The following is a 26,817-nucleotide window of genomic DNA, read 5'->3' as shown; positions in this document are numbered from 1 at the left end:
AAGCCGGACCTCTACATCAGCCGTTTCTCAGCAGCCGGCGGCGAGGGGTCCGGAAGGATGAGCAGCTTTAAACAAGTACGGCAGGGGGCAAGGTGCCGTGGGTCTCGGGCAGCAGCTGGACGCGGTTGCCGCCGTCCTGCCGGGCCCGCAACATGGCCTGGCGGGCTTCCCGCAGCAGGCCTTCCACGCTGGGGTGCTCGTGCCAGAAGGCGACGCCGATGCTCACGGTGGGCAGCACACCGTTCAGGGGTCGCGAGGCCACGCGTACCCGCAGCCGCTCGCAGGTGGAGCGGGCGAAGCGGGCGTCGGGCACCCGCATCAGTACGGCGAAGGCCCCGTCCTCCAGGCAACCCACCACGTCCTCGTCGCGGATGGACACGCTCAAGGTGCGGGCGACGTGGGCGCGCAACACTTCCGTGAACACGTCGCCCCGGGCCGCCGCCATGTCCTCCAGGTTGTCCACGGTGATCACCGCCACCGCCAGCCCCGTCGCGCGGGCGGGCAGCTGCGAGGCCACCACCTGTTCCAAGGCCCAGCGCCCCGGCAGGCCGGTCAGGGGATCGCGCGCCTCGTCAGGAATGCCGCCCCACAGCCCCTGCCGCGCCCAGGTGGTCGCTCGGCGGGACGAAGTGTGCTGTCCCAGCAACGCGATGCCCCCCGCCAGCAGCAGCTGAAACAGGGGGCTGAGCAGGGCGCGGCCCGCTTCCCCCCAGCTGTTCATCGGTCCCGACGCGAAGGCGATGGTCAGGACCAACGTCACCCCCAGTGCTCCCACACTCAGCCAGGTGCCGCGCCGCGCTCCCAGCAGCCAGGTGTGGGCGAGGAGCAGCACCAGGAACCACGGGACCGTGTTGCCCAGGATGGCCGCCCGTTGCGGCACGTCCGGCGCGAACAGGGCGACTCCCAGTTGGCCCAGCACTGACAGCCAGCCGCCCAGCAGCAGCAGCAGGTCCAGCACCCACAGCGGGCAGCGCCGCACCAGCGACAGCAGCAGCATCACGCTGACCAGGGCCACCTGAAAGGGCGTGACGTCAGCCAGCGGGGTGGCGGGAGCGGGACGGTCCAGCGCCAGCGGCACGAGCGTCCCCAGCAGTGCCAGCGGCAGCACGACCTGATAGGTGTCGCGCCGCCGGGGTTCACGCCGAAACAGACCTCCTTCCCGCCAGCCGCGCGCCCGCGACAGCACGTCTGGGAAGGGCAGGAAGGGATCTCGCATAGCTCCAGCAAACCACGCCGTTCCTCACCGGAACCTGACACGTGCCTGCCCCCGTTGGGGGTATTTTTCACATCGGCGCTTCAACGGAGCGGGCGCCGTGGTTCCAGCGGGCCCGTTGACACTCCGCGCTGCCCCTGCTACATTGACTCCCGCCCGCAAGCAGCGGGAGACAGAAGGTGCGCGGGTGTAGCTCAGCTGGTTAGAGCGCACGCCTGATAAGCGTGAGGTCCCCAGTTCAAGTCTGGGCATCCGCACCAAGAGAAGAGCGTTCCCCACCTTCACAGGTGGGGTCCGTTATTTTGCGCGGCCGACATGTTCTCCGGGCGACTCCCATGGGGATGGTTGGAGGCACCGGCGCGGGCGTACTATGGAGGCGCGTCCCGTTTCTGGCCCCGTTGTGGGCGTCTCCTCACAGGAGGTCCGCCGTTGCGTGTGCTCTATGCCCCCCACCCGCCGCAATGCTGCGCCGAGCTGACTCTTCAGCAGTTTGCCCGGCTGGACGCGCGCTTCCTCCACCTGCCGGAGCTGCGGGCACGTGGAGCCCTGGCCCTGACCGTGCAGGACAGCGCGGACCTGCTGCACGCCCACCTGCGTCTGCGAGAGACGGACGGTGTGGGCGGCGAATGGCGCGGCACGCCGGGGCAGCTGGACGAGGACCCGGACGGTCCGACTTCCCCGGTCCTAAGAGGCTGCGGCGAGGCGGCGCTCGCCTCCGCCCTCGCCCTGGATCTGGGCGGCGTGCAGACGTGCGGGGTGTGCATTCACGAGTTGTGCGGGGTGTTGGAGGGCTGGCCGCGCGGAACGGTGTACCTCCTGTCGCGGCAGACCGTGGGGGTGACCGTCGCCCGGCGGCTCAACCTCACGTCCTTTTTCGACCGGCTTGAGCTCGATTTGCTAATGGGCCAGGACTTCGTGGGGTACGCGGTGGTCCGCGCCCACGGGCTCGCGGTGGACGGCACTTCCCTCGTGCTGCGCGCCGGAAACTGATTTGCAGGAGCGGTGGGGCGTCCCGTGGGCGGGAGCCGGATTAGGGCCACTGCCGGTCCTTTCCCGAGCGGGCGGCTCCCCGCCCACGCGTGATCACGCTGATGCTGCCGTCGCCCTCCATGCAGGCCACCTGCACCTCTGCCAGGTCATCGACGCCCTGTTCGCGCAGCAGGCTCAGCAGTTCGGTCTCGGTGATCAGTTCCTGGCGCATGTTGCGCCGCAACAGCGTTCCGCCCCGCACCAGCGGCAGCGGTGGCGGATGGACCAGGCGTTCAAACAGGGGCACGTGGTAGCCCAGCCAGTTGAGAAACCAGCTCCAGAAGATGATGGTCAGCACGAGGAGAATGCCCTCGGGAACCGAACGGTAATCGGCCGCGAGGGCGTTTTGCGCCGCGTCGGCGATCAGCACGACCACCAGCAGGTCCGTGACGCCCAGTCCGCTCGACTCGCGCTTCAGGACGAGGCGCAGAATCAGGAACAGGGCCAGGTACATCAGCGTGCCGCGCAGCACGATCTCCGGCAGGGCCACCTGCGGCGTTATCAGCGCGTGCCAGTCGATTTTCCATAGGGTTTGGGTCTCGCTGCGTCCAGCCACGTCCCCGAGTGTGCCCCGCTGCCCCCCCGTCCGTCCTGACGGTCAGGTGAAGCCGCCTTGGCGGACATCGGGAGCGGGGGGCCAGCCTTCTGCTCTACCTGCCTCCTCCGGTTGGATTTCCAGCAGGTGATAGGGCGCGTCGGGGCGAAGTCTTCTCATGAGGGGCAGCGCCACGTTGAAGACGGGCGTGCCGTTCGAGAGCTGTCCCCGAAAGGTGCCCGCGTGGGCATGTCCGTGAAAGACGTCGGCCACAGGCCCGCGCGTCAGCGGTGTTTCCAGGTGGGGGGTACCCAGAAACGGAAATATTTCCGGCGGCTCGCCTTCTACGGTGGCAGCGGTGGGCGCGTAGTGCAGCACGGCGACGCGCTGGGGGTGTGCAGCCGGGCGAGGGCCGCTTCCAGCTTCAGCGCCTCTTGCACGAACGCCTTGATGGGTGCCTCTCCCCACGAACCCAGCGTCCAGCGCCCGAATCCACCGCCGAAGCCCTTGATCCCCGCAAAGCCCACCCCGTGAACCTCGCAGGCCTCGCCGTCCAGCACGGTCACGCCCGCCTCCGTCAGCACGCCGCGCACGTCCTCCGGAGTGCCGCTCTCGAAGTCATGGTTGCCCAGCACGGCGAGGGTGGGGATACGGACTGCGGCGAGTTCCTTCGTCAGGCTGTGGGCCTCGTCGGCCGTGCCGTAGTCGGTCAGGTCTCTGGGGAGCAGGAGGATGTCGGCGTCTTTGGCCGCCTGCTTGAGAAGGGGAGCGAGGGTACCTGCCGAGGTGCGGGTACGGTGAACGCCGCTCACGGCGGCGATTCGGACGGTGGTTCTGGTGGGGATCATGGGGTCTCCTCAGGGAGGTGGGTGGCGGTTGAGGGCAGGGGGAGCAGGTGTGGCGGCACCTGTTTTGCTCGGTCGCCCCATTCATCTGAAGGCTGGGTTGCGCGCCCACTGGACCGGAAGAGGCCGGCGACACGCTGCTTCGGCGTTGGGCGAAGTGGTGGGAGGGCGGGCGGTGGAGCGGGTTTTTCGATCCTCTTCCGTCAAGCCGGCAAAGCGCTGGAGCAGAGCGGGGCGCCGCCCCGCGAGCTCCACCGCTCTCCTGCCCCTTCCGCCTTCCCCATCGCCGCGGTCCAGTGCGCCACGTTCTCGGGCGTCATGTACCCCTGGCCGACGTCCGCACGTCGGGGAGGTACTGTTCGCGGGAGATCCGGGGCCCCTGACAGACCTTCTCCTCGGGGGTGTTCAGGTCCTTCTGGGCGTACAGGCGGATCAGCGGGCCGCGCAGCACATCCTGGGGAAGGCGGTGGCGCTCGCCCGGGTAGATGAAGCCGAAGAACGTCAGGTGGGCCAGCAGCGGCCAGTGGGCACCGAAGCGGGTCGTCAGGCGGCCCCACTCCAGCTCCCCGGCACGGGCGCGCAGCAGGTGGGCCACATCCGCGCCGTCGAAGCGTTCGCACACGTAGGCTTTGTGCCAGATCATCTCCTCGGCGGGCACGAGCCGCACAGGCACGCCGAACACCTCCTGCTCAGGCGCATGGGTAAACCAGGCGTCATCCACCCGTCCCAGCCCGTTGGAACTGCTGTAGATCACGTCCACGAAATCTTTGCCGTGGTGCGCCTTGGCCAGCCAATAGGGGTAGGGTACGTCCGTCTCAAAGCCCGCCTCGCGTAGAGCGGCGAGGAGGCGGGGCGCGTCTTCCCGGCGCGTAAAGACGTCCGAGTCCCTGGTGTGCCGCTCGATGCCGGTGTACTGGGCAAAGGCATAGGCTCCTTCCAGCAGGTAGGGCACGCCGGAGACATTGAGGCTATTCAGGATTAGAAGTCGCGCGTCTGCGGCCCCAGGCCTCCGGTCATCTCTGGGACCGCCTCTGGGTGAGGTGTTTGCACGTCACGCCCCAGCCTCACCGCCTGTCGCGGCTCTCAGATTTGACGGGGGGCAAGACACCTTGAGGGTTGGGCAGCCCAGCCGATCTGGGCCACCCATCCGCCAGATGAGGGATAGGCGCACACCGGCGAAGCGAACTACGCTGAGGAGCGCGGAGGTATCGGCTTTCCGGGCCCCGCCCCCATCTCAGGAGCCCTGCCATGACCTTACCCCCCGTGTTGCCCGTGGGCACCAGCATCGTGACGCGCCTGCCCGTCGCCGCACACCCGGCGGGGACGGTGGCGGTGATTGTCCGCGCCCCCGGTGATCCCGGACATGCCTACCGGGTGCGCTTTGCCGACGGCACCGAAGCCACGCTGGCCCGCGCGGCCCTCACCGTGCGGCGGCACGAGAAAAATGCCCTGCCGGACGCCGAGCGGGACTTTACGCCCTATATCCAGTACCGCTGCGTGGTGGGCAGCCGGGCCTTCGGGCTCGCCACCTCCGAGAGTGACACGGACCTGCGCGGCTTTTACCTGCCGCCTGCCCGGGACCACTGGGGTCTGGCGGAGGTGCCCGAACAGCTGGAATTCGGCGAGGAAGTGTACTGGGAAGCCCGCAAGTTTGTGCTGCTGGCCCTGAAGGCCAACCCTAACGTGCTGGAGGTGCTGCACAGTCCCCTGGTGCAGCGCGCCACACCCCTGGCCACCGAGTTGCTGTCGGTTCGCGACGCTTTCCTGAGCCGCCTGGTGTATCAGACCTACAACGGCTACGTGATGGGCCAATTCAAGCGGTTGGAGGCCGACTTGCGCCAGCACGGCGAGGTGCGCTGGAAACACGCCATGCACCTGCTGCGCCTGCTCCTGAGCGGCGTGGCGGTGCTCTCGCGCGGCGAGATGGAGGTGCATGTGGGCGAGCGGCGGGAGCTGCTCCTCGCCATCAAGCGTGGGGAAGTGCCGTGGGCGGAAGTGGAGCGCTGGCGGCTTTCGCTTCACGCTGAATTCGGCCGGGCCTACGCTTCCACGCCTCTGCCCGAGCGCCCCGATTATGCCCGGGTGGAGGCCTGGTTGCTGCGTGCCCGCCACGCAGCCCTGGAGTGGTAGGCCCTGCTGTTCCCTCCCTTTTCCAACCTGGCGGCGCCCTGCCCTCCACGGTTCCGGAAGGGTCCTCCATGGCCCCGAACCAATTCACGGCGCGCAACCCGTCCTCGGCATGGGCGGTAGGCCGCGCGCGCGGGCAAACGCAAGGTGTGGCTGGATCCGGAGCAGCCCGTCTTCGGTCGGCGGCTGGCAACTGCTGCGCCCGCAACGGCAGGCAGCCCTACGGCATTTCCGTCGGGAGGCTCGGGAAGGGGGGGCTGACGACGGGGAGCGGACCTCGCGCTGTACGGGGGCAGATATCCGCAGATGCTTGCGCTGGAAGCCTTTTCTCCCGTACCGGCTGGTCTGCGGTATGCCCCCGGCCGGCACGGGTCTCCTTTCGCTGCCCCACCGGGGGAAAGTGGGGGCGAACGGCTGGCGTACAGCGGGTGGGCTCCCCTGGCGGATGCGGTGGGCTTCATGCCCCGCCGCGGCTGGCCGTGGGCCCGCGAACCAAGCTGGAAACGCTGCCCGTGCGCTTTGCCAGCGGCGTCCCTATGAGGCACGGCCCGCCCCCTTCGCCCGCCGAGGCGGCCAGGTGCATTGTGCGGCGGCTGGACCGCTCCCCTGCCCTCGGCGCGTTCCCGCCAAGCGCAAAATCTCTGAGATGCACGAGGCCGACTTTGACGGCAGTTCCGCCTTTGATCCTGGCCGTCTCCTGCCGCTGGCGGACCTGTGGGCCTGCGCACCGTCCCCACCAGGAGGGTGCGCGCTCCAAGGTGGGCGTCCACGACCTGCCTGCCCTGCTGGGCGGGTGGAATGCGGCGTCCTGCTGGACCTTCAGGCGGCGCTGCCCGCTGCGCTGGAGGTGCCGCTTCCTGCGGAAGCCGAGCGCCTCGTTGCGGCCATTCGCGGCGCCACCCGGAAGGAGGCGGGGGACGGTGAAGGTGCGGCCTGCGGCCACACGTTGACAAGGTGGGGGGAGGTCCCTATACTTCCTTTCGCGCTCGGAACGGTTCCCACCGGGAAGGCTCCGGGACGCACCCACCGTAAGGGGGGTTGGCCGAGTGGTTGAAGGCAACGGTCTTGAAAACCGTAGTAGGGCAACCTACCGGGGGTTCGAATCCCTCACCCCTCGCCAGTACCTACAGCAGGCTTCGGCAGGCCCCAGCACGACAATCTGGAGAGGTGGGTGAGTGGCTGAAACCGCACCCCTGCTAAGGGTGTATACCGCAAGGTATCGAGGGTTCGAATCCCTCCCTCTTCGCCAAGTTTCACCGCAATTTCCCGTACGCGCCCGTAGCTCAGCTGGATAGAGCGTCTGACTACGGATCAGAAGGCCAGGAGTTCGAATCTCTTCGGGCGCGCCAGACAAAACCCCCTCCGCGTGAGGGGGTTTTCCTTTTGTCGGCTGGTGTGGTGCGGGACAGCGGTGGAACCCCTGCAGCCGGTTTCTGAACAGGGCCTGAAATCAGGAGCAGTCTGGATCAGGCCCGGCGGCACAGCTGGTCTACCCGCTTCAGCAGCGTCGGAAGGCGGTGTGGGCCATGCATCTGCTGCACGTGCCTGGCGGCGTCCATGATGGCGATCCCGGTGGCCGTCACGTAGAGGGGCCGGGTTCCCACACCGCGCTGCACTTCCACCGCTGGAGCGCCCCGGTAAGCCGTTTTCGCCACGCCGATGACCCCCACCTGCTCTCCCAGTGCCGCGTACAGGTGGGCCCCGAGGCCGGGAGCGGGAGGCTGACCGGGGCTCAGCCATACGTGTCCGTCCACCACCACGGTGCCGAGCTGGGGGAGAAGGGGGGAAAGCACCGCCAGCAGGCAGGGCAGTTCCCGCCTGTAGAACTGCCCCGGCTCATAGGGCGCAACCGGTGAGACGCGCGCCGTGCGGGCCTCCAGCGGCTGCGCATCCTTCCAGTGGCGAAAGAGGAGGCAGGCCGCCACCGCCTCCTCCCCCCGGTAATCCACGTCCACGCAGGCGTTCAGCCGTTCCACGCCTCAGATCAGCGAGAGCTGCTCGCCGCCCTCCAGGTGCGCGAGGTGGTCAGGCAGGTTCCCGGGCTTGTCCATCACGATCTGCTCGGCCTTGTACGAGGAGCGGACCAGCGGCCCGGCCACCACTTCGAGGAAGCCCAGCGCCATTCCCTCTTCGCGGATCTCGTCAAACTCGGCGGGCGAGACGTAGCGCTCCACGGGCAGGTGGTGCATGGTGGGGCGCAGGTACTGGCCGAAGGTGAGCACGTCCACGCCATGGGCGCGGCAATCGGCCATCGCTTCCCGAATCTCTTCCCGCGTCTCGCCCAGACCCAGCATGATGCTCGTCTTGGTGATGACGTCGGGGCGGGACTTCTTGGCGTGGGCCAGGACGCCCAGGGTGCGCTCGTAGCTCGCGCGGATATCGCGTACCGGGTGGGTCAGGCGGCGCACGGTCTCCAGATTCTGGGCGTACACGTCCACGCCGCTTTCCAGCACGAGGTCCACGCAGGCCGTATTCCCGCCGAAGTCAGGCGTGAGGGCCTCCACACGCGTGCCCGGGTTCTCCCGCTTGATCGCCTGCACGGTCTTGGCGAAGTGGTACGCGCCGCCGTCGGGCAGATCGTCGCGGTCCACCGAGGTCAGCACGACGTATTTCAGGCCCATCAACTGGACCGACTCGGCCACGCCGCGGGGCTCGTCCAGGTCCAGCTTTCCCATCGGGTTGCCGGTGTCCACCGCGCAGAAGCGGCACGCGCGGGTGCAGATGTGGCCCATCAGCATGAAGGTCGCGGTGCCGCGCGACCAGCACTCGCCGATGTTGGGGCACATCGCTTCCTCGCAGACCGTGTGCAGGCGGTGTTCCTTGACGATTTTGCGAACCTCGCCGTACACGCTGCCGGTGGGGATGGTGACCTTGAGCCACTCGGGTTTTTTCTCGCGGACCGGGGTGCTGTCCTTGCGGTAGATGCCGTTTTTGATAAAGCGGGGTTCGGTGCTGCTGGGCTTCTGGGTCATGTAGGCCTCCCTGTGAGGGTGGGGGTGGGTGGCGTGGTCAGCGCTTCCGGCAGGGACCAGTCATAGGTCGCGAAGGTGGTATGAAAGGCCTGGGTAAGGGCCACTTTGGCTTCCCCCACGCCCGCCGGACGGGAGAGGCCGCGCAATTCGTACTCGCGTGCCACGCTTGTCATCTGGGTACCGGAGAGGCCGCACGGCACGATCAACTCGAAGTGCTGGAGGTTGGTGGTGACGTTCAGGCCCAGGCCGTGCAGGGCCACATGCCGCTTGACCGCTACGCCGAAGGAGGCGATTTTCTGGTCGTATTCGCGCCCGTTGACCTCGCGGGCGTCCACGTACACCCCGGCATAGCCGGGATTGGGGCGGGCATCGGGCAGGCCGAGCGTTTCCAGTGCATTGATGGTCGCTGCCTCCAGGAGTCGCAGAAAATCGCGCACCTTACGGCCCACCGGAAAGATCGGGTAGGCCACCAGCTGACCCGGTCCGTGGTAGGTCACGTCTCCGCCACGCTCAACTTCCAGCACCTCGATGCCCTGGCCCGCGAGGTACTCGCGCGTCACGAGGATGTTGTTGCCCTCGCGCGCGCCCCGGCCCAACGTCAGCACCGGCAGGTGTTCCACAAGCAGCAGCGCGGGCTGTCCGCCCGCCACCACCCGCGCGTGGTGCTCGCGCTGAAGTTGCCACGCCTCGCGGTAGGGCATCATCCCGAGGTCGAGTACGTCGAAAGCCAGGTCCTTCACGTCCCGAATCATACGCTCCACTCCGGGCGAAAGACCGTGCCGGAGGCGGAAATTCAGGCCGAATTGACCAGCGTTCGTGGTGAATTCCCTTGCCTGCGCTGGTCTGTCCCGTCCGTCTTTCAAGGACGGCCTGTGCCGTGCGGCAGAGGGTGCCCTCGCCTGCCACCCTCTACGCTGATCCGGGCCGCTCCTCACCTCGCCGTGCTGCAGGGCCGCGTCCACGCCGAGGAGCGCTGGCGGGTGGAGGGCGAGACGTACCTGGGGGCCAGGCCAAGATCAGGTGCAGCCTCAATGACTGCCTGCGCCTCTTTGGCGGCCACATCAGCGGCGAGGTCCGGGGCCCGGGGCCCTCTGCGCAGGGACGGGGGGATCTACAGCTGCTGGCCCTTGCTGGCCCTGTGGCTGGAGCGGTTGCGGGGGCTGGCATCTCGCGCGTCCTCGTGACTTGCGACGTGGCCAATCTGACCTCGCGCGGGGTCATCGGGGCGAACGGGGGCAAGCTGGAGGGCGAGTTCGCGTGGATTTCCGCGACAAACCCATTCGGCGATACTGGGTTGCGAGCGGGGGCTGAACGTGCGGTGTGGGTGTTCACCCTCTTGCCTGGCGGGCCTTGCGCCGCAACTGGTGTGGCCCGAAGGAACCGGAACGGCCCAAAGAAAGGGGTGGGGGGCTCCAGGGGCGTTGTCTCCCCATTCCCCTGCACCTCCCCCCTTGAGCCGCGCCGCCCCGGCACGTATACTCTTTCGGTCCGGTTTCCCGCGCCAAGGCGCGCCAGGAACTGTTACCCGGAGTAAGAACGCCTCTGCCCCCTTTAGGGGGATGTGGGGCGGTCCGCTGCCCAAAGGAGTCCCCATGCAGAGCACCGTGAAAGTTAACCGTGGCGCGATCCTGCGCGCCATCGAACAGGGCCACATCAAGGAAGGCCACCCCGACTTCCAGCCCGGCGATACCGTGCGCGTCGAGACGAAGGTCGTCGAAGGCAACCGCACCCGCAACCAGGCCTACGAGGGCGTGGTCATCGCCATCAACGGCACGGGCAGCCGCAAGAGCTTTACCGTCCGTAAGATCTCTTTCGGTGAGGGCGTGGAGCGTGTGTTTCCCTTCTCGAGCCCTCTCGTCGCCAAGATCACCGTGCTGGAGCGCGGCAAGGTTCGCCGCGCCAAGCTGTACTACCTGCGTGAACTGCGCGGCAAGGCCGCCCGCATCAAGAGTGACCGCAGCCGCGTGATGAAGGACGCCGCCCGCGCCACAGCGGCCAAGGCGGTGGCGCAGGCCTCCGTGACCGGCACGGCCCCCGCTCAGGACTCCCCCGAGACCGGCCAGGGCGAATAAGCCCCGCGCCGCGTTGCCCGCCCACCCTCGCCGGTGGGCGGGTTTTTTGCGGAGTGGCCCCATAAGCGCTCAGCGGTCAGCCTCCTGCCCGATAATGCCCACCGTGATTCCGCGCCTGCCTGCCCCCACGTTGCCGCTGCTGCTTGCCTTTGACCTCGACGGCACCCTGATTCCCGAGCAGAGCCGCGAGGTGCCGCCCGTCACGGTGGAAGCGCTCGCGCGGTTGCGGACCCTGGGGGTGCGGCTGGCGATCATTACAGGGCGGGACACGGCCCCGCGCCCCGTGCGGGAGGCCGCACTCCCCGACGCCATCGCCACCAACAACGGCGGGCGGGTGGAAATCGGGGGAAAGTTGCATACGGAGGCCCGCTTCAGTGCCGCTGAGCTGCAGGCGGTGCTCGCGCACGAGCTCGGCGACGCCCGCGTGATTGTCTTTACCCGCGACGCCCTGTATGTGGACCTGCCAGCCGGGCGCGAGCCGGAGCCCTGGTTGCAGGCGCGCGGCTTCCGGCCCCTCTCCGAGGCCCCGCGAGAAGGCGTGCTGAAAGTCGGATTCTACCATCCTGGCGTCGCAGATTTTGCGGCCCGGTTGCGTGCCCGGCACCCACACCTCGTCCTGACAGGCGCGCAGGAGCCGTACACCCAGTTTCTGACCGTCACGCCCGAAAACGCCCATAAGGGCGCGGCGCTCGCGCTGATCGCCGAGGGGCTTGGCCTTCCGCTCGAGCAGACGGTGGCCTTTGGCGACAGCGACAACGACGAGGCCATGCTGAAACTCGCCGGCTTTGCGGTGCAGCTCGGGCGGCTCCCCCTGCTCACGCCCCACGCCAACGCGCAGGTCGAGGGACCGGAGGCGTTGGGAGGCTACCTGCACGCTCTGGCTGACGCGCTGGAAGCTCAGCGTTCGGTCTGAGTCTCGATCACGCCGCCCGAAAGGTGCAGGTGGTGGGTGAGGCCGGGCGTGGCGTCCTCCTCCCGGTGGGCGATCACCATCACGTGGGTGCCCTGGCGCGCCAGCTCAGGCAGCAATGCCAGAAAACGGGCGCGCGAGGGAGGATCCAGAAAGTCCAGCCCCTCGTCCAGGATGAGGAGGCGCGGAGCATGGACCACCGCGCGGGCGAGCAGCAACCGGCGCAGTTGCCCCTGCGAGAGCGTTTCCGAAGAGCGTTCCAGCAGGGCGGTCAGGCCGAGATGCTCAGCCAATGCCTGCGCCTGCCCGGCCTGCTCGGCGCTGGGCTCGGGCAAGAAGCCCTCTGCGCCGCTCCACGCGCTGCCGATGATTTCACGGCCTGTCCAGGCGCGCCGCTGGCGAATGCCCACCTCTGACCCCACCAGGCCCACCGTGCGCCGCCGCTCGGTCAGCAGGTCCCGGGACAGGTAGGGACGTTCCACGCGGCCCCCCAACGCCGGGTGCAGTTCGCCCGCGATCAGCCGTGCCAGGGTGCTTTTGCCGCTGCCATTCTCACCCGTCACCAGCCAGTGTTCCCCCGTCCGCCACGTCCAGGTCAGGGGTCCCAGGGCGAGGTGACCGTTGCGGTACACCTGCACGTCCCGCAGCTGCACCAGGTCGCCGGAGCCAGGCGGGCGTGGCAGGAAGGTGTGGGCCATTTCCCGCTCCGGGTCATGTGCGCCCACCGTGATGTGCCCGCCCTCCACCCACAGCGTTCGCCAGGGCAGAGCCGGGGCCTCCTCGGGACGGTGGGTGGCGAGGACGAGAGCGACGTCCGAAGTGTGGACCGCCCGCAGCAGTTCCCCCAGTTCGTTCCGTGCCGCTGGACTCAGACCGTCGGTGAATTCGTCGAGCAGCAGCGCCTCGGGCCCGGGCATCAGCGCGCGGGCCAGAATCACGCGCCGCCGTTGCCCGTGGCTGAGGGTGCGGAAGTCGCGCTCCAGCAGGTGCCCTACGCCCGTCATGGCCGTGACGTCCTCCAGCCGGGACAGGGCCACCGGCGTGGGGTCCCACAGGCGCAGTGTGCCGCCCTCATGCCCGGCCAGCAGCACATCCCGCACTGTCTGCGCCCAGTCGCGCCCCAGGTAAAAGCCCTCGGCGTCCGGTCCCACCACCGAGAGCGTCTGCCGCGCCCGCACCGCCGAGCGCTGGACCTCGCCACCCAGCCCGTAGACCCGCTCGCCCGCCACCGGGGCCACCTCACCCGCGATCAGCCGCAACAGCGAGGTCTTGCCGCCTCCGTTGGGGCCCCCCAGCAGGAGGGCTTCGCCGCGCTCCAGGCGTAGGGTCACGTCCTGGAGCAGCGGGCGTCCCCCGGCCCGCACCGTCACGTTTTGCAGGTTCACCAGCGGCAGCGTCATCGCAAGGGAGTGTACGCGGAGGGGGCAGGGACGCGTACGGCAGGTCTTATACGGGTTCCGGCTTGTTTTGTGGACACACCGGAAAAGCACCGATTTGTTCACTCCACGCCCGGAACCCGTTTTGCTCTTTCTCGCTTGCTGCGCGCTGGATCAGTCTGCTCGGATTCCATCACTGCGTAAAAGATTCAGTCGGCGTCCGTATTCCCGGAAGAGGAGGGCGAGCACCATGAACTTCATCCGTCAAGGCGACGAACGGAAGCGGTGCTCAGGAGGATGCTCCTGCCGGTGGTCCAGCTGCTGGGACCGCCAGGGCCAGGTTCCCCTGGGTGCCTGCGCTATTTCCCGTCAGGGTGTAGGTGGACCTCAAGACGTTCCAGCCGCTGTACACCCGGGCGTTGGCCGTCACACTGGCGTTCAGGGTGGTGCTGCCTCGCGTGTTCTGGCGGGCAAGGCGGCCGGAAAGGGGAACGTCACGGCCGGCATAGACCTGCATTCGCCCCCCGGGCTTGATGGTCGTCTGTCCGCCCGTCCCGGCTGTGGTGTACGTGCTGGGCACGGCGGTCTGATACGGGTTCCGGCTATTTCGTTAACAAACCGGAAGACCGCCGGTTTGACAATTCCACCCGCGGAACCCGTTTCTCTCCTTCTCGCTCTGCCTGAACCGAATCTTTTGCAGAGCGATTCAACCGGAGTCTGTAAAAACAGAGCACCACAACGTGGTGCTCTGTTCGCTGACGCTGCCGGTGCGCGCTTGCCTACTGCTGACGTTGAGCTGGCCGCTGCAAGCCCGTAGCGAGGGCGGCTCCGACGAGGCCTGTCGTTGCTCCCAGGCAAAGGGTGAGGCTGGCTGCAGCGGGCAGGGTCAGTTGAGAGCTGCCGCGGGCATTGACGCTGCCCGAAGCGGGGGGCAGTGCCCTTCCGGACAGCCACCGTACCTGCTCCAGCCGTCCAACCCTAGAGCATGTGTCGAAAAGAGGACCTCGTTTTGACCGAACCCGGCAAGCGAACTTGAATGCGCATTCGGACAAATGCGCTAAACCGTGCCGTTGATTGCCTTCGGTGTGGGATGGGGGCCCGTTGCCATTGTGGGCGGTCAGGGCAGCGCAGAGGAGGATGGAGCTCAGCGAGACTTTTCTGAAGGTCATGTGCGCAGAGCCTGGCCCTGGGAAAGGATCACCCCGGCTGGTTTGTGCGCCCACCGTCCGCGGCTGGGTTCCGCGCGCCGGAAATCAAATACGCCTGAACCTGGCAACTGGCTGCCAAAAAAAGACCCCCCTCCATTTGGAAAGGGGGGCTGCACCCGCGGCGTTCCGAAATCAGCGCTTGCTGAATTGGGGCGCGCGGCGGGCCTTTTTCAGGCCGTACTTCTTGCGCTCGACCTCGCGGGGGTCGCGGGTCAGCAGGCCGCGCGGCTTCATCTGCACGCGGAAGTCGGGGTTGACCTTGAGCAGGGCGCGGGCGATGCCGAGCTTGATCGCGTCGGCCTGGCCGCTGGGGCCGCCGCCGGCGACGGTGATCACGGCGTCGTAGCGGCCGGCGGTGCCGGTTTCGCGGAACGCCTGAAGGGCGTGCACGGCGCGCAGCAGACCGCGGAAGTAGGTCTGGAACTCCTTGCCATTGACGACGATCTTGCCTTCGCCAGGGCGCAGGAACACGCGGGCGACGGCGGCCTTGCGGCGGCCCGTACCGTAATACTGTTCAGTAGCCATTATTTGACCTCGAGCACTTGGGGCTTCTGGGCGGCGTGGGGATGCGCGCTGCCCGCGTAGACCTTCAGGCGGCTGTGCATGGCGCGGCCCTGACGGCCCTTGGGCAGCATGCCGAACACGGCGTGCTCAATCACGCGCTCGGGGTGCTTGGCCAGCGCCTGACGGGCGGTTTCCGTTTTCAGGCCGCCCTGGTAACCGGTGTAGCGGGTGTACACCTTGCCGTCGAGCTTGTTGCCCGTCAGCGCCACCTGCGCGGCGTTGAGCACGACCACGAAGTCGCCCTGGATCATGTTGGGCGTGAAGTCGGGGCGGTGCTTGCCGCGGATACGGCTGGCGATCAGCGTGGCGAGGCGGCCCAGCGGCACGTTCGCCGCGTCCACCACGATCCAGTTCTGCTCGTCGTTCTTGGGAACGTAAGTTTTCACCGTGTTGCTCCAGTTAGGGGATTTGGCTGCGAGTGCGCCCCGCGCCCTTCGGGGGAGAAAGTCAGCGTGCGCCTCCGGGTGCCTCCCGGTCGTCCCGGCCCTACCAAGCGCGAGACACTAAAGGTAAAGGTATCAGAGGTTGGGGGGGTGGGGCAAGGGTGCAGGTGGCTTTCGGGGCCCCGTAGGCTCCGTGGTGGTGTCAAAGTGCGGACTGCTTTTTAACCGAGCCCGGCGAGCGAACCTGAAGGCGCATGGGGGAGAAGGGCGCCGTGAAGGGTGCCCCTGCCCTTCCACGCGCGGCGCCACTCGGACAGACGCCCTAAACGCGGATCCACCCCGAGGTTCCCGGCTTTTCCCGCTTACCCGCAGTTATTTTGGGCGGCGGCAGCACAGCGGCGCATCTATCTCCCAAAAAGGCGCCGCCACTCACGACCTGGAGGGGGACAGGCCGTCGCTTTTTCTCTACGCCGGCGTTAAGTTTTCCAGGGCAGAAGTTGGGACCGGGCCAGAGGTCGTTGGGCCCCAGATTCGTGACCCTCACGGCAACCTGGCCTTTTCAGAGGCTGGGCGTGGCCGAGAACTCCTGTTCGCCTCGCGCCGAGGAAGGAGCGCATCCGGTCAGGAGGCCCTGGCCAATAAAACGGGGCTGCGCCCGCGCCTCATCCGCTCCCCTCCAGCAGCGCCTCCATCGCCAGGCGGTAGCCCAGAAAGCCCAGGCCGCTGATCTTGCCCCGGCAGACCGCCGCCGTGACCGACGTGTGCCGGAACGCTTCGCGCGCGTCTACGTTGCTGATGTGGACCTCCACCACGGGCAGGGGTTGCCCCGCGATGGCGTCTCGCAGGGCGTAGGAAGAATGCGTCAGCGCGCCGGGATTGATCACGATGCCGGTAAAGCCGTGTTCCTGGGCGTCTTGTACCCATTCGAGCAGTTGCCCCTCGTAGTTGCTCTGGCGGCAAGTGACGGGCGTTTCCAGTTCCGCGCCCCAGGCCTCGCACAGCCGCTCCAGGTCTTCGAGCGTCTGGGAGCCGTACACGCCGGGTTCGCGCAGGCCGAGGCGGTTGAGGTTGGGGCCGTTCAGCACGAGCAGCATGGGGGCAGCGTAACAGGTGCGTGAAGTGCGGGGGGGGGTCAGAGCAGGTAAGGAATAACGGGGTGGTACATCCGCTTGACCGTGTATTTCTCGGTGAATTGCCCCCCGGTGTGGTGGGCGTTCGCAGCTCTGCCAATCTTGAAGCGGTCCATGGGAAAGTCGCCCTCCTGGCCGTGCATGTGCCGCGCGTAATAGCCGTACACCTGCCCCGCCACCTCGATGGTCTCGGTCACGTCCACGTGGACGATGGGCAGCGTTGGGTCCGGGGTGCCGTACTGGGCGTACTGATAGAAGTTGACCGTTTTCCGGTGGGGTTCCGGTTCCCCGTTTTCCTCCTGGCCTTCCATCAGTGCCTTGGGCAGCCGGGCCAGCACGAGGGCGTCGTAGGCGATCTTCACCGTGGCCCGGTGATCGGGATGAGGGGTAAAGGTTCCGCCCCCCTTGTCGTCCCAGGTGATGATGGCGTCGGGTTTAAATTCGGCGTACAGCCGCGCGAGTTGTAGCGCTTCTTCCCTGGACCCTTGCATCCGCGTGTCGCCCATATCGAAGAAGTGGTGACGCGCGCCGATCATTCCCGCCACGTCCGTTCCCCAGCGTTCGCGCGTCGCCTTGACCTCGGCGTGTGGAATGCCGCGGAACTTGCTTGACATCTCGCCGTAGGTGGTCCACACGATCATGACCTGATCGCCACGCAGGGCATGTTTGGCGAGTGTGGCTGCGCAACCGCACTCATCGTCAGGGTGGCTGAAGACGGCCAGGAGATTCATGCGCCTACTGTACGGGAAGCAGCGCCGCCCTCACCTCGTCCTGCCAGCGGTTAAATTCCTCCCGCAGTACGTCTTCGGGTACCCGCGTCAGGTAAGGCCGAGCCAGATCATGCAGCAGCACGAAGCGCACGCCCTCGCTGTCCGCCTTCTTGTCGCGGGCCATATAGGGCCACAGGTCGTCGAAGCCCAGGTGGGGGAGGGGCTGGGGCCGCTGCCAGCGCAGAAAGGCGAGGGTTCGTTCCGTGAGGTCCGCGCCACCCTGGGCGGATGAAAGCCGGGCGGCATAGTGCATCCCGTAGCCCACGGCCTCGCCGTGCGGTACAGCGTGATGGGTCACCGCTTCCAGTGCGTGCGCCAGCGTGTGCCCGAAGTTCAGAAACGCCCGCTCACCTTGCTCGGTCAGGTCCCGCGTCACCACCTCCGCCTTGACCTGAATGGCGTCGGCGAGGGTGTCTTCCAGCCCCGGTCCACCTGGGCGGAAATCCGGCGAGAGCACCCGGTCCAGCAGCGTGGAGTCCGCAATCAGGCCGTGTTTGTACGCCTCGGCGGCCCCCTCGCGGAAGACGGTGGGGGGCAGGGTGGCGAGCGTGTCGGTGTCGCACCACACTGCCCTTGGCGGCCAGAAGGCCCCCACCAGGTTCTTGCCCTCGGGCAGGTTCACGCCCGTCTTGCCGCCCACCGCCGCGTCCACCATGCCCAGCAGGGTGGTGGGCATGGTGTAGAAGGCGACGCCGCGCAGGTAGCTGGCGGCCGCAAAGCCCGCGAGGTCCGTGACCGCGCCGCCGCCCATGCCTACCACCGCGCCGTCACGGGGCAGGTTGACCGTTGCCAGCCGGGACAGCACGCCTTCCAGCACGGTGAGCGTCTTGCAGTCGTCGCGGGGCGGCACCTCCACCGTCACCACCGGCGCGAGGACTTCCTGCACCGCTTGCACGAAGTCCGGGGGTAAGTCCGCCGGATGGATCAGGGCCACCTGACGTCCATTTATCCGCGCCTGGCCGAGCAGCCCCGCCCCAACCTCCACGGCGTAGGGCTGGGAACCCCCCACCTCAATCCGCCGCACGTTCACCGACCCCCGAGCCGGGTTCGGTCACCCAGGCCGCCTGCGTGTCGGCCCAGGCCCACAGGCGCTCAATGATCTCTTCCACGATTTCCTCGGCGGGGCGCCCATCGCTGTGGACGTGGATGGTGCCCTGACGGTAGTGCGGCTCGCGCTCGGTCATCAGGGTGCGAATCTGCGACAGGGGATCGGGGGTCTTGAGCAGGGGCCGGTCACTGTGCCGGGTCCGCTGGTAAACCGTTTCCGGTGTGGCCCACAGCACCACGACGGGACCGCGCTCCAGCAGACGGTGGCGGTTGCCCTCGTGGATAAAGGTGCCCCCGCCGAGGCTGATCACCGCATGGTCCAGACGGGTGACACGCCGGACCACCTCAGCCTCGCACGCGCGGAAATACCCCTCGCCCTCCTCGGCAAAGACCTCGGGAATGCTCTTGCCTACCACACGGGTGATCAACTTGTCGGTATCGACGAAATGCAGGGCGAGTGCCCGCGAGAGTTCCCACCCAATGCGGCTCTTCCCGGTGCCCATAAAGCCCGCCAGCGTCACCCAGGTGACGGGACGCTCAATCAGGCCGGACCCGTTCATGGGGGACAGTCTAGTGGAAAGCCCATTCGGGAGCGTGACCGGCACACCCTCAGGGATTTCAGGATCGTTCAGCGAAGCGTCCAGAACGAGTTCCAGACCATGGTGAAAGGAAGCGGGCAGGAGCACGGGAGGCTCAGTAGTCCTGCGCGTAGGCCCGGGCCGCCGCCACGCGTTCTTGAAGTTCGGACAGGGTGTCGCCGCCGAATTTTTCCAGCATCGCGTCCGCAAGTACCCAGCCGATCACGCATTGCAGCACCACCCCAGCGGCGGGGACGGCGGTGGTATCGCTGCGCTCCCGGGCCGCGTCGGCGGCCTCGTGCGTCACCACGTTCACGGTGGGCAGCGGCTTCATCAGGGTGGCGATAGGCTTCATGGCCACCCGTACGATCAGTTCCTCACCGTTGGTCATGCCCGCTTCCAAGCCGCCCGCTCCGTTGGTGTCGCGGGCGTAGGTGCCCTCACGGTAGTACACCGCGTCGTGGACGCGGCTGCCGGGACGCACCGCATTCTCGAAGGCCCGCCCGATCTCCACGCCCTTCATCGCTTGCACGCTGAGGCATGCCTGTGCGATACGCCCGTCGAGCTTGCGGTCCCAGTGGACGAAACTGCCCAGCCCCACGGGGAGGCCCCGGAAGCGCACCTCCAGAATGCCCCCCAGGGTGTCGCCGTTCTTCTTGGCCTGGTCGATGCGCTCGCGCATCTGCGCCGCTGCGTCCGCGTCGGGCGTGCGCAGGTCCGAATCCTCGATCGTGTCCAGCGCCTCCCACGAAAAGGATTCGCGGGTCTCGATCTCGCCCAGGCCCGCGACGTAATTCGCTCCCTGTACGCCGAGTTCGGAGAGGAGCTTGAGGGCCACCGAGCCCACCGCCACCCGTGCCGCCGTTTCCCGGGCGCTGGCCCGCTCCAGGACATCGCGCAGGTCCTTGTGGCGGTACTTGACGCCGCCCGTCAGGTCCGCGTGGCCGGGACGCGCGTCGGTGAGCGCCTTCTTGCGCGGCTCGCCTCCCGGGCTGGGCGACATGATTTCGGTCCAGTTGCGGTGGTCCTTGTTCTCGATCACGAGGGTCACGGGCGCGCCCGTCGTGCGGCCTGCGCGGACACCGCTGAGCACCTGGGCCTCGTCTGTTTCGATGACCATGCGGCGGCCCCGCCCGTAGCCGCCCTGCCGCTTGCGGAGCCAGGGGTCGATATCCCCCTTGCCAAGCGGCAATTGCGACGGCAATCCCTCGATGATGGCCGTCAGCTGCGGGCCGTGCGACTCCCCGGCGGTCAGATACCTCATAGCAGCTCCGGGCCGTCAGGCTCCACCCGGAGGGCGGAGCAGGAAAGACGGGTTGCGCGGAATGGAGCACCCTCCGGTGCTTTTCCGGGGAGTGCGGAGTGAAGCGGAAGCCGTCTCATGAATGGACTGTAGCGCCGCGCAGGACAGGAGAGGGGAGGGCTGCCCAGACGGCGCGGAACGGGCCTAGAGAGAAAAGCGCCGGCTGGAGGAGATCCAGTCGGCGCGAGGAAGTGGCGAGCGGGGCTTACTTCAGGACATCGCCCGTCAAAATGACCAGCAGCTGGGTCTGCCTGCGGCTGGTGACCTGCTTGCCGAAGGCGGCACCGATGACGGGGATGCTGCTGAGAATGGGAACGCCGGTATTGGTGCGTGTCTCGGTGGTGCCCATCAGTCCACTCATCAGCACGGTTTGGCCGCTCTTGAATGTGATGCTGCTTTGCGCTTCGGAGTTGGTGAAGTTCAGCAGGTTGGGCAGAGCGTTGGCAGAAAGGCCGGCCGGAAGGTCGCTGACCTGTCCACGTACCCGGAGGGTAATCGTTCCGTCAGGAGCCACCTGAGGATCGAAGAAGTCCAGGTTGAGGCCGTAATCGATCTGACGAATGATATTGCCACTGCTGGAAGGAATATTGATTTCCAGCCGGCCGCCACTCTTGACGGTGGCGGCGGCTCCCGTAGAGGCGTTTTGCGGGCCGTTGCTGCTCCCGGTCAGCGAGCGTTGTCCGCTCTGCATCGTGATGGAGCCGTCGTAGACCCGTTTGGTCAGCCCCTGGTTTTCCAGGGCGGTCAACGTGGGGAAGATGTTGAAGCCGACCAAGCTCCGGGTGGGGTCGAAAGAAGCTCCGAGGCCACCGCTGCCCACACTGACGTTAAAGCCCCCGAAGCCGACCTTCCAGTCCAGCCCCAGCGTGCGCCCAGCATCCTCGGAAATTTCCTGAATGCGAATCTGCACATTGATTTGAGGGACCGCTTGATCGAGTTGGGGAATCAGTTCGGCGATCTGCGTGACCTGGCTGGACGTTCCGCGCACGATCAGCGCATTGGTCCGTTTGTCGGCGATGATGGTGGCCCCGTTGGAATTGCGCGCAATGGTGGCGGCTGTGTCGGCGGCTTGCTGGGCCTGCGCTTGCGCGGCCACCTGGGCAGCGTTGGTCTGGTCACGGGGCACAGTAACGCTGATGGCGTTGCCGTTGGCGTCTGTGGCCGTCACGGGAACATTGACCGGCGTCTGCGCCGTGCCGCTCTGACTGATGTCGCGGGCCAAGGTGCCTTCCAACGTCGCCTTGACCTCCTCGGCGCTGGCATTCACAAGTTGGAAGACGCGCTGAACGATCTGCGGTCCAGCTTGAGCCGCAGGAACCGGGCGGTCTACCTGGTCTAGGAGCGCGAGGGCCGTGTCGATCTGACTCTGTGGTCCCGTGATGACAAGCTGCCCGGTCTGTCCTACGGGCGTGACTTTCAGCCCCGGGTACTGGGAACCGAGCAGCGCCGTGATATCGGCCTGGACACCCTTCACGGTGTAGACGCGTTGCGCGGTCGTGCTGGCCACCTGCGCCTGTGCGCTGACGTCCACCTGTGCCAACAGGGCGAGCGCGGCGTCGATCTGGCTCTGGGTCCCGGAAAGGATCAGCTGTCCGGTCGAGGGCACGGCAGACACCCGGAGGGCCGGAAACTGGCCTGCGAGGGTGGCGGTGAGGTCGGCGAGTGCCCCGTTGGCCTTGTAGATCCGCTGCACGCTTGGCTCACCGGGATTGGTGCTCTGGGCCGAGACGATCTGCGACAGCAGATTTTCGACTTGGGCCACTTCCTGGTTGGTACCCTTGATGATGATGCTGTTGGAGGTCGTCTCAGAGACAATCCGCATGGTGGGCGAGTTGAGAACGATGTCGGTGCCCGTGGAGGTGTTTCCTCCACTGGCAGTGCTGCCCTGGGTGGTTTGTAGCGTCCCAAACGCCAGCTTCAGCTGCCGCTCCACGGCTACGGAACTGAGCGTGTCCGGCAATTTAACGATTTTCTGCACGGGTCGGGTGCTGACGCGCAAGACCGCCTTGCCGCCCACCTGTACCGCTTCGTAGCTCAGGCCATAGATGTCGAGGACCAGGGGCCAGACCTCGTTGAAGGGCTTGTTGACAAAAGAGTAGGAGATCACGCTTGCTGTCGCGGTGCCTGCCGTCCCCACCGGGGCGGTCACGCTGTTGGCAGCCAGCACAGGATCAACGTTGGGTTCGATGATGATGTCGTAGCCCGCGCTCCGGGCCAGCGCCACCAGCATGCTGGCCAGGTCGCTGCCCGCACGGCGGATATCAAAGGAAACGGTGGCTGGAGACAGCTTCGGATCGGCGATGCGAGGGGTGTTGGCCGGAGAGGTGAGGACCGGCGCGGCGGGCGCGGCCGTTGCGGGAGCGGGCGTGGCGGTTTGCGCGGCGGCCATACCGAGTGCGGCTGTCAGCAGGAGGACGTATCTCTTCATAGCTCACCTTTTGTCGTTGTCGAGTTTGAGCGTCGTGATGTCGTCGCCCAGGGCAAGGGTTGCGCTCGTGGCCGTCACCTCGCGGAGAACCGCGTTCGAGTCGGGCAAGGTCTGGCCGACGGACAGCACCACGAAGCCGTCCTTGGAGCGCAGGATGGCGGTGTTGACCGGGCCGAGCACGGCCGCGTTCAGCACAATCTGGCGGTTTTGCACCAGGGCCTCCAACGGCGTGGTACCCGGCGCAGTGGGGGTGGCGGTGCCGTCAGCCGCGGCGCCCTGGCTGGCCGCCTCGTTGCTGCCCAGCTGGGTGATGGGCGCAGGATTGCCCGGTGTGGGCAGGGGGGTGGCGGGCAGGGTCAGTCCGGGTGCAGCTACGGCAGCGCTGCCCGTGCTGTCCGCCGGCGTGGTCGTGCCCGGCGCTGGCGTACCGGGGGTGGCCACGCTGCCAGCGCCTTGACCCGGGTTCAGGTTGATGTTGCCCTGGGGAACGTCAAGCGCGACCACGGGCGGACGGGCCGGCGCAGTGGGCAGGGTCGGCGTGGAGGTGGACGCACCCGCGTCACTGGACTGTCCGGGAGTGGTCTGCACCGGTTTGGTCTGCGCCGGTTTGGTCTGCGCCGGCTTGGTCTGCACCGGCTTGGTCTGCACCGGCTTGGTCTGCGCCGGCTTGGTCTGCGCCGAGCCCTGCGTCTGACCGGACGTGGCGGGCTTTGCGCCGCTCTGGCTGGGTTTGGTGCTCGGGTTGGGCAGAGCCACGACCTTGGGCGGCTGGACGGGATTAATGGCAATCAGGCTGCCCGGTTGCCCCGCCGCTTTCTGCCCGGCCTTCTGTGTGCCGTTGGTCTTGGTGCTGGTCGCCGCCTGCGCCTTGACTCCGGCGCTGCCCGTCTTGGTGTTGGCCGTCTTGGTGTTGGCCGGCTTCGCGCTTGCGGTCTGGCTCCCCTTGGTCTGGCTCCCCTTGGTCTGCGCCTGAGCCTTGGTCTGACCAAGGGTCGAGGGCGGACGAACGACCGCCACGGTTTCCGGACGGGGTGCGGAGCTGCCAATACCCGCGATGGAGGGAAGGGGAATGGCGGCGGCCGTGGGCTGCGATGGGGTTGCGGGGATGGTCGGCGTGCTGGTGGTGCCCGCAAGTGGGCTGGGGGCAAGGACGCCGCTGGGGGAGGTCAGGCCGCTGGCCGTCGGCGTGGGTGCCCCGCTGCCCGCGTCTGCGATGGGCGGGACGGCGCTGCCGGCGTCGCCCGCGTTAGGCCCCGCTGCGTTGGGGGCCAGCGCCAGGGGCTGGAAGGGGTTGACCGTCGGCAGGGCGGCCAGCGGCGTATCCGGGTTGATGCCCTCAGGCGTGGGGACCGGTTCAGCCACAGGTGCGCTGGCACCAGCGTCACTGCCGCTGGCATTCGGCGCGCCGTCCCCTTCCAGGGGTGGAAGCTCGGGCACCTCGACCTGCCCGTCGGGCTTGACGGCCACGGTGCTGTCGGGCGCTGCGGGGCTGGTGGCCTGGCCACCAGCATCGGGGGTGCCGGTGACTGGAGCGGCCGGGCCGCTGTCCGTCTGTCCCCCGGAGGCAGTGGTGGGCAGGTCAGGATTGACCGAAGGATTGGGCACGGCGGCCTGCACGCTGCGGCTGCTGGTCCACAGGTACCAGCCGCCGATCAGGGCCAGCATCAGCAGCAGGGCGAGCAACACCTTCATCTCGCGGGAAAGCTTGATGGACGTGCGGGGGGGCGGAGAGGGATCGAGCGTCACTGGTTGCCTCCCTGAGGTGCGGCTGCCGGAGCCGGCGCAGCACCAGGAGCAGCGCCCGGAGCAGCGGGGGCGGTGCCTGGCGTTGCCCCCGCCTGCGTCGGATCGAAGGTGTACACGGTGAGGTTGAGCGTGCTGGTCAGCTGGGGGTTAAAGGAGGTGGCCTTCGGCAGCGTCAGGCTGAGGCCGCTCACGGTCGTGAAGCGGTTCATGGTCTCGATGGAGCGCAGGGCCCGGAAGACCTCGGCAAACTGCCCGGTGATGCCCAGGTTCACGCTGAGGGGCCGCACGCCCGCCGGGAGGCCGCTGATCTGCGCGGCCTGCGTGGTGTAGGCCGTCATCTCTGCCCCGGAAGCGTACACGTCCTGGCGCATCTCATCGAGCACGTCGCCGAACTGGGTCGTAGGCGGCAGGGCGCGCAGGAACTGCTCACTCTCGACCTGCAGCCCGGCGACTGTCTTCCTGAGGGCCGGCAGGCCGCGCTGTGCGGCGCGGTAGGTTTCGGCCTGGGTTCGCAGCAGGTCGAGGTCACCCTGCAGCTGCACGACCTCGTTCTTGCGGGGCTGGAAACGGCCGAAATACCACGCGATCAGAAGCAGGGCGCAGGCGGCCAGCACGATCAGGAAGAGTGACCGCGGAGCGAGCTTGGGCAGCGCGGCCCGGGCGGGAACAGAACTAGCGGACATTGGTGCCTCCCGGCGCGCTCGCCTGGGGTGCCGGTGCGGCCGCGCCCGTGGTGCCGCTGGACGTCGTTCCGGCCGGTGTTGTTCCTGCCGGTGTTGTTCCTGGAGCTGTCCCGGGATTGGCGGCTGTGTTGACCAGGCCTACCGACGCGGTGAAGGTGTAGCGGCTCGCCGTGGTATCGCGCTGCAGGCCCTGGAAGTTGACTCCGAAGCTGGGGCTGTTCTCGTAGGCCTTCAGGAAGTTCACCACCGACTGCTGGCTCAGGGCGGTGCCCGTCAGCGCGATCTCACGCACCACGTTCTTGCCAGCATAGATGCCGTTTTGCTGCAGTGTGGCGAGCGCCGTAGGTTCCAGCGACTTCATGTTCAGGCTCGTGATCGCCACGCCATTGCTGCGGGGCAGCTGGGCCGAGAAGGCGGCCACGTCGTTGGTCCAGTACGTCTTGCTGTCCCGCAGCTGCCGGGCCACCCCCGTCACGGACTCCAGCGAGCGTTGCTGGGCCATCAGGCTGTCGTATTCCTGTTTGAGGGGCGTCAGGGCGGCGATGTCGCCGTTCAGGCTGTCTTGCTCGCGGTGCAGCGCCCGCAGCTGGTTGCCCACCAGCACCTCGGGAATCAGGATGGCCACCGCTGTCAGGGGCAGCAGCGCGTACATCCCGTAGCGCCAGCCGTCCGGCTGGTTGCTGCGGCGCTCCTGCTGCGGCAGCAGGTTGATCTCAACCATGTAAGACTCCTCGCAGGGCCAGGCCCAGAGGTACGGTAAATTCCGGCGCGTTGGACTGCAGGTACCCGGTGTCCACGTTGGCCCCCTCGGTTTGCACCGTCAGCCAGGGGCTGCCCACCTCTACCCGGAAGCCAAGCTGGTTGCTGATGGCCGGGGCCAGGCCGCGCAGTTTCGCGCCGCCGCCCGCGATGTAGGTCCGGTCGATCACCACGTCGCCGCTCTGGACCCGGTAGAAGTCCAGCGAGCGGCGAACCTCGGTGACCAGATCGCCCAGCACCGGGCGAATCACCTCGAACACGCGCGCGGGGCTGTACTGCTCGCGCGTCTGGCTGAGGTTCACCTGCCCGTGGTCCGTGGTGCCGGCGTCGCTGGGTGTGGTGGCGGTGGCGTAGTTGAGCTTGACTTCCTCGGCGGCGCTGAAATCCAGGTCAAAGGCCTTTTGCAGCGCTGTGGTGAAGTCGTCGGCCGCGACGCTGATGTTGCGGATCATCAGGATGCGGTCGCCACGAACGAGGCTGATCACGCTGCTGCTCGCCCCCATCTCCAGCACCAGCGCGATCTCGTTGGCCTCGGTGTAGTTGTTGCCGATCAGGGTCTGCTTGGTGAGGTGCTTGCCCAGCAGGTTGCCGCGCAGGGCCCGCAACGCGGAAAAGCTCTTGAGGTCCACGACGGTGGGCTCGAGGCCTGCCAGCCGCAACACCTCGACCTGCCGCGCCACCGCCTCGCTGGGCGAGGCGGCGATCACGGCTTCCATCTGCCCGTCTTCAGGGATGGTGCTGGGATCGTCCTGCAGGTCGAAGTCCAGGTTCACCTCATCGATGGGATAGGGCAGGTACCGTTCGGCCTCCCACTTGATGGCTTCCTGCAGGTCCTTGCGGTCCATGCGCGGCACCATGATGTTGCGCGTCACGGCCGACTGGTTGGGCACCGCCGTCACCGCGTAGCGGGCGGTGATGCCGTGCTGCGCCAGCAGGCCGCGCAGCTCGTTGGCCACAGCCTGCGGCTCGATCACCAGCCCGTCGCGCATACTCCCGATGGGCGTCGGGGCCATCACCGCGTGCTGGAGAATCGGCGGCGCACCGGGGCGCAGCGCCACCACCTTGATGGTGCTGGTGCCGATCTCCACGCCGATGGCACTCGGTCGTGAATTAAAGAGGCGTTGTAGCATGCTCGACAT

At 67.5% G+C, this 26,817-nt stretch carries 27 protein-coding genes and 4 tRNA genes; 9 read left to right on the top strand and 22 right to left on the bottom strand.

What is annotated here, in order from left to right; translation table 11 throughout:
* Positions 1-67: 67 nt before the first annotated feature.
* On the bottom strand, positions 68-1,216 hold the full coding sequence (locus B9A95_RS25705) for a sensor domain-containing diguanylate cyclase (protein WP_084049851.1): 1,149 nt from the start codon (positions 1,214-1,216) through the stop codon (positions 68-70).
* Positions 1,217-1,396: 180 nt separating this feature from the next.
* On the opposite strand from B9A95_RS25705, the gene B9A95_RS25700 reads away from it, so the two are divergent.
* Together B9A95_RS25700 and B9A95_RS25695 are read left to right on the top strand one after the other, a co-directional pair.
* A tRNA-Ile gene (locus tag B9A95_RS25700) sits at positions 1,397-1,473 on the top strand.
* A gap of 175 nt (positions 1,474-1,648) precedes the next feature.
* On the top strand, positions 1,649-2,203 hold the full coding sequence (locus B9A95_RS25695) for a hypothetical protein (protein ID WP_139806989.1): 555 nt from the start codon (positions 1,649-1,651) through the stop codon (positions 2,201-2,203).
* A gap of 40 nt (positions 2,204-2,243) precedes the next feature.
* On the opposite strand, the gene B9A95_RS25690 is transcribed toward B9A95_RS25695, so the two are convergent.
* The 4 genes from B9A95_RS25690 to B9A95_RS25680 form a co-directional block, all read right to left on the bottom strand.
* Complete coding sequence (locus tag B9A95_RS25690; protein WP_212648383.1) at positions 2,244-2,798, bottom strand: DUF421 domain-containing protein; 555 nt, start codon at positions 2,796-2,798, stop codon at positions 2,244-2,246.
* A gap of 42 nt (positions 2,799-2,840) precedes the next feature.
* Positions 2,841-3,155, bottom strand: coding sequence for a hypothetical protein (locus B9A95_RS34790; RefSeq protein WP_212648382.1), 315 nt, complete (start codon positions 3,153-3,155; stop codon positions 2,841-2,843).
* Entirely contained in the window at positions 3,122-3,625 is a 504-nt protein-coding gene (locus B9A95_RS34785) for a metallophosphoesterase family protein (protein ID WP_212648381.1), read from the bottom strand. Before B9A95_RS34785 ends, B9A95_RS34790 begins: the two co-directional genes overlap by 34 nt.
* A 313-nt stretch (positions 3,626-3,938) precedes the next feature.
* Positions 3,939-4,574, bottom strand: a complete 636-nt coding sequence (locus B9A95_RS25680; protein ID WP_084049849.1) for a nucleotidyltransferase family protein — start codon at positions 4,572-4,574, stop codon at positions 3,939-3,941.
* A 296-nt stretch (positions 4,575-4,870) separates the two neighbouring features.
* On the opposite strand from B9A95_RS25680, the gene B9A95_RS25675 reads away from it, so the two are divergent.
* From B9A95_RS25675 to B9A95_RS25655, 5 genes are all read left to right on the top strand, one after another.
* Complete coding sequence (locus tag B9A95_RS25675) at positions 4,871-5,752, top strand: nucleotidyltransferase domain-containing protein (protein ID WP_084049848.1); 882 nt, start codon at positions 4,871-4,873, stop codon at positions 5,750-5,752.
* Positions 5,753-6,395: 643 nt separating this feature from the next.
* On the top strand, positions 6,396-6,803 hold the full coding sequence (locus tag B9A95_RS32720) for a hypothetical protein (RefSeq protein WP_139806988.1): 408 nt from the start codon (positions 6,396-6,398) through the stop codon (positions 6,801-6,803).
* A tRNA-Ser gene (locus B9A95_RS25665) sits at positions 6,782-6,869 on the top strand. Before B9A95_RS32720 ends, B9A95_RS25665 begins: the two co-directional genes overlap by 22 nt.
* Before the next feature lie 41 nt (positions 6,870-6,910).
* Positions 6,911-6,998, top strand: a tRNA-Ser gene (locus tag B9A95_RS25660).
* 23 nt (positions 6,999-7,021) lie between these two features.
* Positions 7,022-7,098, top strand: a tRNA-Arg gene (locus B9A95_RS25655).
* 117 nt (positions 7,099-7,215) lie between these two features.
* On the opposite strand, the gene B9A95_RS25650 is transcribed toward B9A95_RS25655, so the two are convergent.
* Genes B9A95_RS25650 through lipB form a run of 3 tightly spaced genes read right to left on the bottom strand, consistent with a single transcriptional unit; the run spans position 7,216 to position 9,461 of the window.
* Positions 7,216-7,725, bottom strand: a complete 510-nt coding sequence (locus tag B9A95_RS25650; protein ID WP_245808489.1) for an endonuclease V — start codon at positions 7,723-7,725, stop codon at positions 7,216-7,218.
* A gap of 3 nt (positions 7,726-7,728) precedes the next feature.
* The gene (gene lipA, locus B9A95_RS25645; protein ID WP_084049846.1) at positions 7,729-8,721 is read right to left on the bottom strand and encodes a lipoyl synthase; all 993 of its coding nucleotides are present in this window, start codon (positions 8,719-8,721) and stop codon (positions 7,729-7,731) included.
* Positions 8,718-9,461: a lipoyl(octanoyl) transferase LipB gene (gene lipB / locus B9A95_RS25640; RefSeq protein WP_281255893.1), complete on the bottom strand. Its 744-nt coding sequence runs from the start codon at positions 9,459-9,461 to the stop codon at positions 8,718-8,720. The genes lipA and lipB overlap by 4 nt, the downstream gene beginning before the upstream one ends.
* An 852-nt stretch (positions 9,462-10,313) precedes the next feature.
* Here lipB and rplS point away from each other — a divergent pair.
* The gene (rplS, locus tag B9A95_RS25635) at positions 10,314-10,793 is read left to right on the top strand and encodes a 50S ribosomal protein L19 (RefSeq protein ID WP_084049844.1); all 480 of its coding nucleotides are present in this window, start codon (positions 10,314-10,316) and stop codon (positions 10,791-10,793) included.
* A gap of 94 nt (positions 10,794-10,887) precedes the next feature.
* Positions 10,888-11,706, top strand: a complete 819-nt coding sequence (locus B9A95_RS25630; RefSeq protein WP_084049843.1) for an HAD hydrolase family protein — start codon at positions 10,888-10,890, stop codon at positions 11,704-11,706.
* On the opposite strand, the gene B9A95_RS25625 is transcribed toward B9A95_RS25630, so the two are convergent.
* The 14 genes from B9A95_RS25625 to pilM form a co-directional block, all read right to left on the bottom strand.
* Positions 11,691-13,103: an ATP-binding cassette domain-containing protein gene (locus B9A95_RS25625; protein WP_084049842.1), complete on the bottom strand. Its 1,413-nt coding sequence runs from the start codon at positions 13,101-13,103 to the stop codon at positions 11,691-11,693. The two genes, B9A95_RS25630 and B9A95_RS25625, sit on opposite strands and share 16 nt — an antisense overlap.
* A 265-nt stretch (positions 13,104-13,368) precedes the next feature.
* The gene (locus B9A95_RS25620; protein ID WP_084049841.1) at positions 13,369-13,659 is read right to left on the bottom strand and encodes a hypothetical protein; all 291 of its coding nucleotides are present in this window, start codon (positions 13,657-13,659) and stop codon (positions 13,369-13,371) included.
* A gap of 760 nt (positions 13,660-14,419) precedes the next feature.
* Complete coding sequence (rpsI, locus tag B9A95_RS25615; RefSeq protein WP_084049840.1) at positions 14,420-14,812, bottom strand: 30S ribosomal protein S9; 393 nt, start codon at positions 14,810-14,812, stop codon at positions 14,420-14,422.
* The gene (gene rplM, locus B9A95_RS25610) at positions 14,812-15,237 is read right to left on the bottom strand and encodes a 50S ribosomal protein L13 (protein ID WP_084049839.1); all 426 of its coding nucleotides are present in this window, start codon (positions 15,235-15,237) and stop codon (positions 14,812-14,814) included. The genes rpsI and rplM overlap by 1 nt, the downstream gene beginning before the upstream one ends.
* Before the next feature lie 659 nt (positions 15,238-15,896).
* Positions 15,897-16,328, bottom strand: a complete 432-nt coding sequence (gene aroQ, locus B9A95_RS25605; protein ID WP_084049838.1) for a type II 3-dehydroquinate dehydratase — start codon at positions 16,326-16,328, stop codon at positions 15,897-15,899.
* 38 nt (positions 16,329-16,366) lie between these two features.
* Positions 16,367-17,095, bottom strand: a complete 729-nt coding sequence (locus B9A95_RS25600; RefSeq protein WP_084049837.1) for a PIG-L deacetylase family protein — start codon at positions 17,093-17,095, stop codon at positions 16,367-16,369.
* A 4-nt stretch (positions 17,096-17,099) separates the two neighbouring features.
* Complete coding sequence (gene aroB, locus B9A95_RS25595; RefSeq protein WP_084050980.1) at positions 17,100-18,158, bottom strand: 3-dehydroquinate synthase; 1,059 nt, start codon at positions 18,156-18,158, stop codon at positions 17,100-17,102.
* Entirely contained in the window at positions 18,145-18,813 is a 669-nt protein-coding gene (locus tag B9A95_RS25590; protein ID WP_425429982.1) for a shikimate kinase, read from the bottom strand. The genes aroB and B9A95_RS25590 overlap by 14 nt, the downstream gene beginning before the upstream one ends.
* A gap of 61 nt (positions 18,814-18,874) precedes the next feature.
* Positions 18,875-20,023: a chorismate synthase gene (gene aroC, locus B9A95_RS25585; RefSeq protein ID WP_084049836.1), complete on the bottom strand. Its 1,149-nt coding sequence runs from the start codon at positions 20,021-20,023 to the stop codon at positions 18,875-18,877.
* 244 nt (positions 20,024-20,267) lie between these two features.
* Positions 20,268-22,490 (bottom strand): secretin N-terminal domain-containing protein, encoded by a 2,223-nt coding sequence (locus B9A95_RS25580; RefSeq protein ID WP_245808488.1) that lies wholly within the window; start codon positions 22,488-22,490, stop codon positions 20,268-20,270.
* A gap of 3 nt (positions 22,491-22,493) precedes the next feature.
* Positions 22,494-24,236 (bottom strand): hypothetical protein, encoded by a 1,743-nt coding sequence (locus B9A95_RS25575; RefSeq protein ID WP_084049835.1) that lies wholly within the window; start codon positions 24,234-24,236, stop codon positions 22,494-22,496.
* Positions 24,233-24,919 (bottom strand): type 4a pilus biogenesis protein PilO, encoded by a 687-nt coding sequence (pilO, locus tag B9A95_RS25570; RefSeq protein WP_084049834.1) that lies wholly within the window; start codon positions 24,917-24,919, stop codon positions 24,233-24,235. Before pilO ends, B9A95_RS25575 begins: the two co-directional genes overlap by 4 nt.
* A complete protein-coding gene (locus B9A95_RS25565) occupies positions 24,909-25,640 on the bottom strand; it encodes a fimbrial assembly protein (protein ID WP_084049833.1) in 732 nt (243 codons plus the stop codon). The genes pilO and B9A95_RS25565 overlap by 11 nt, the downstream gene beginning before the upstream one ends.
* On the bottom strand, positions 25,633-26,817 hold the full coding sequence (pilM, locus tag B9A95_RS25560) for a type IV pilus assembly protein PilM (protein WP_084049832.1): 1,185 nt from the start codon (positions 26,815-26,817) through the stop codon (positions 25,633-25,635). Before pilM ends, B9A95_RS25565 begins: the two co-directional genes overlap by 8 nt.

The organism is Deinococcus hopiensis KR-140 (genome assembly GCF_900176165.1).
GTDB classification, from domain to species: Bacteria; Deinococcota; Deinococci; order Deinococcales; family Deinococcaceae; genus Deinococcus; species Deinococcus hopiensis.
Note: the sequence above shows the minus strand (reverse complement) of the source record. Positions and strands in the feature narration are given on the sequence as shown.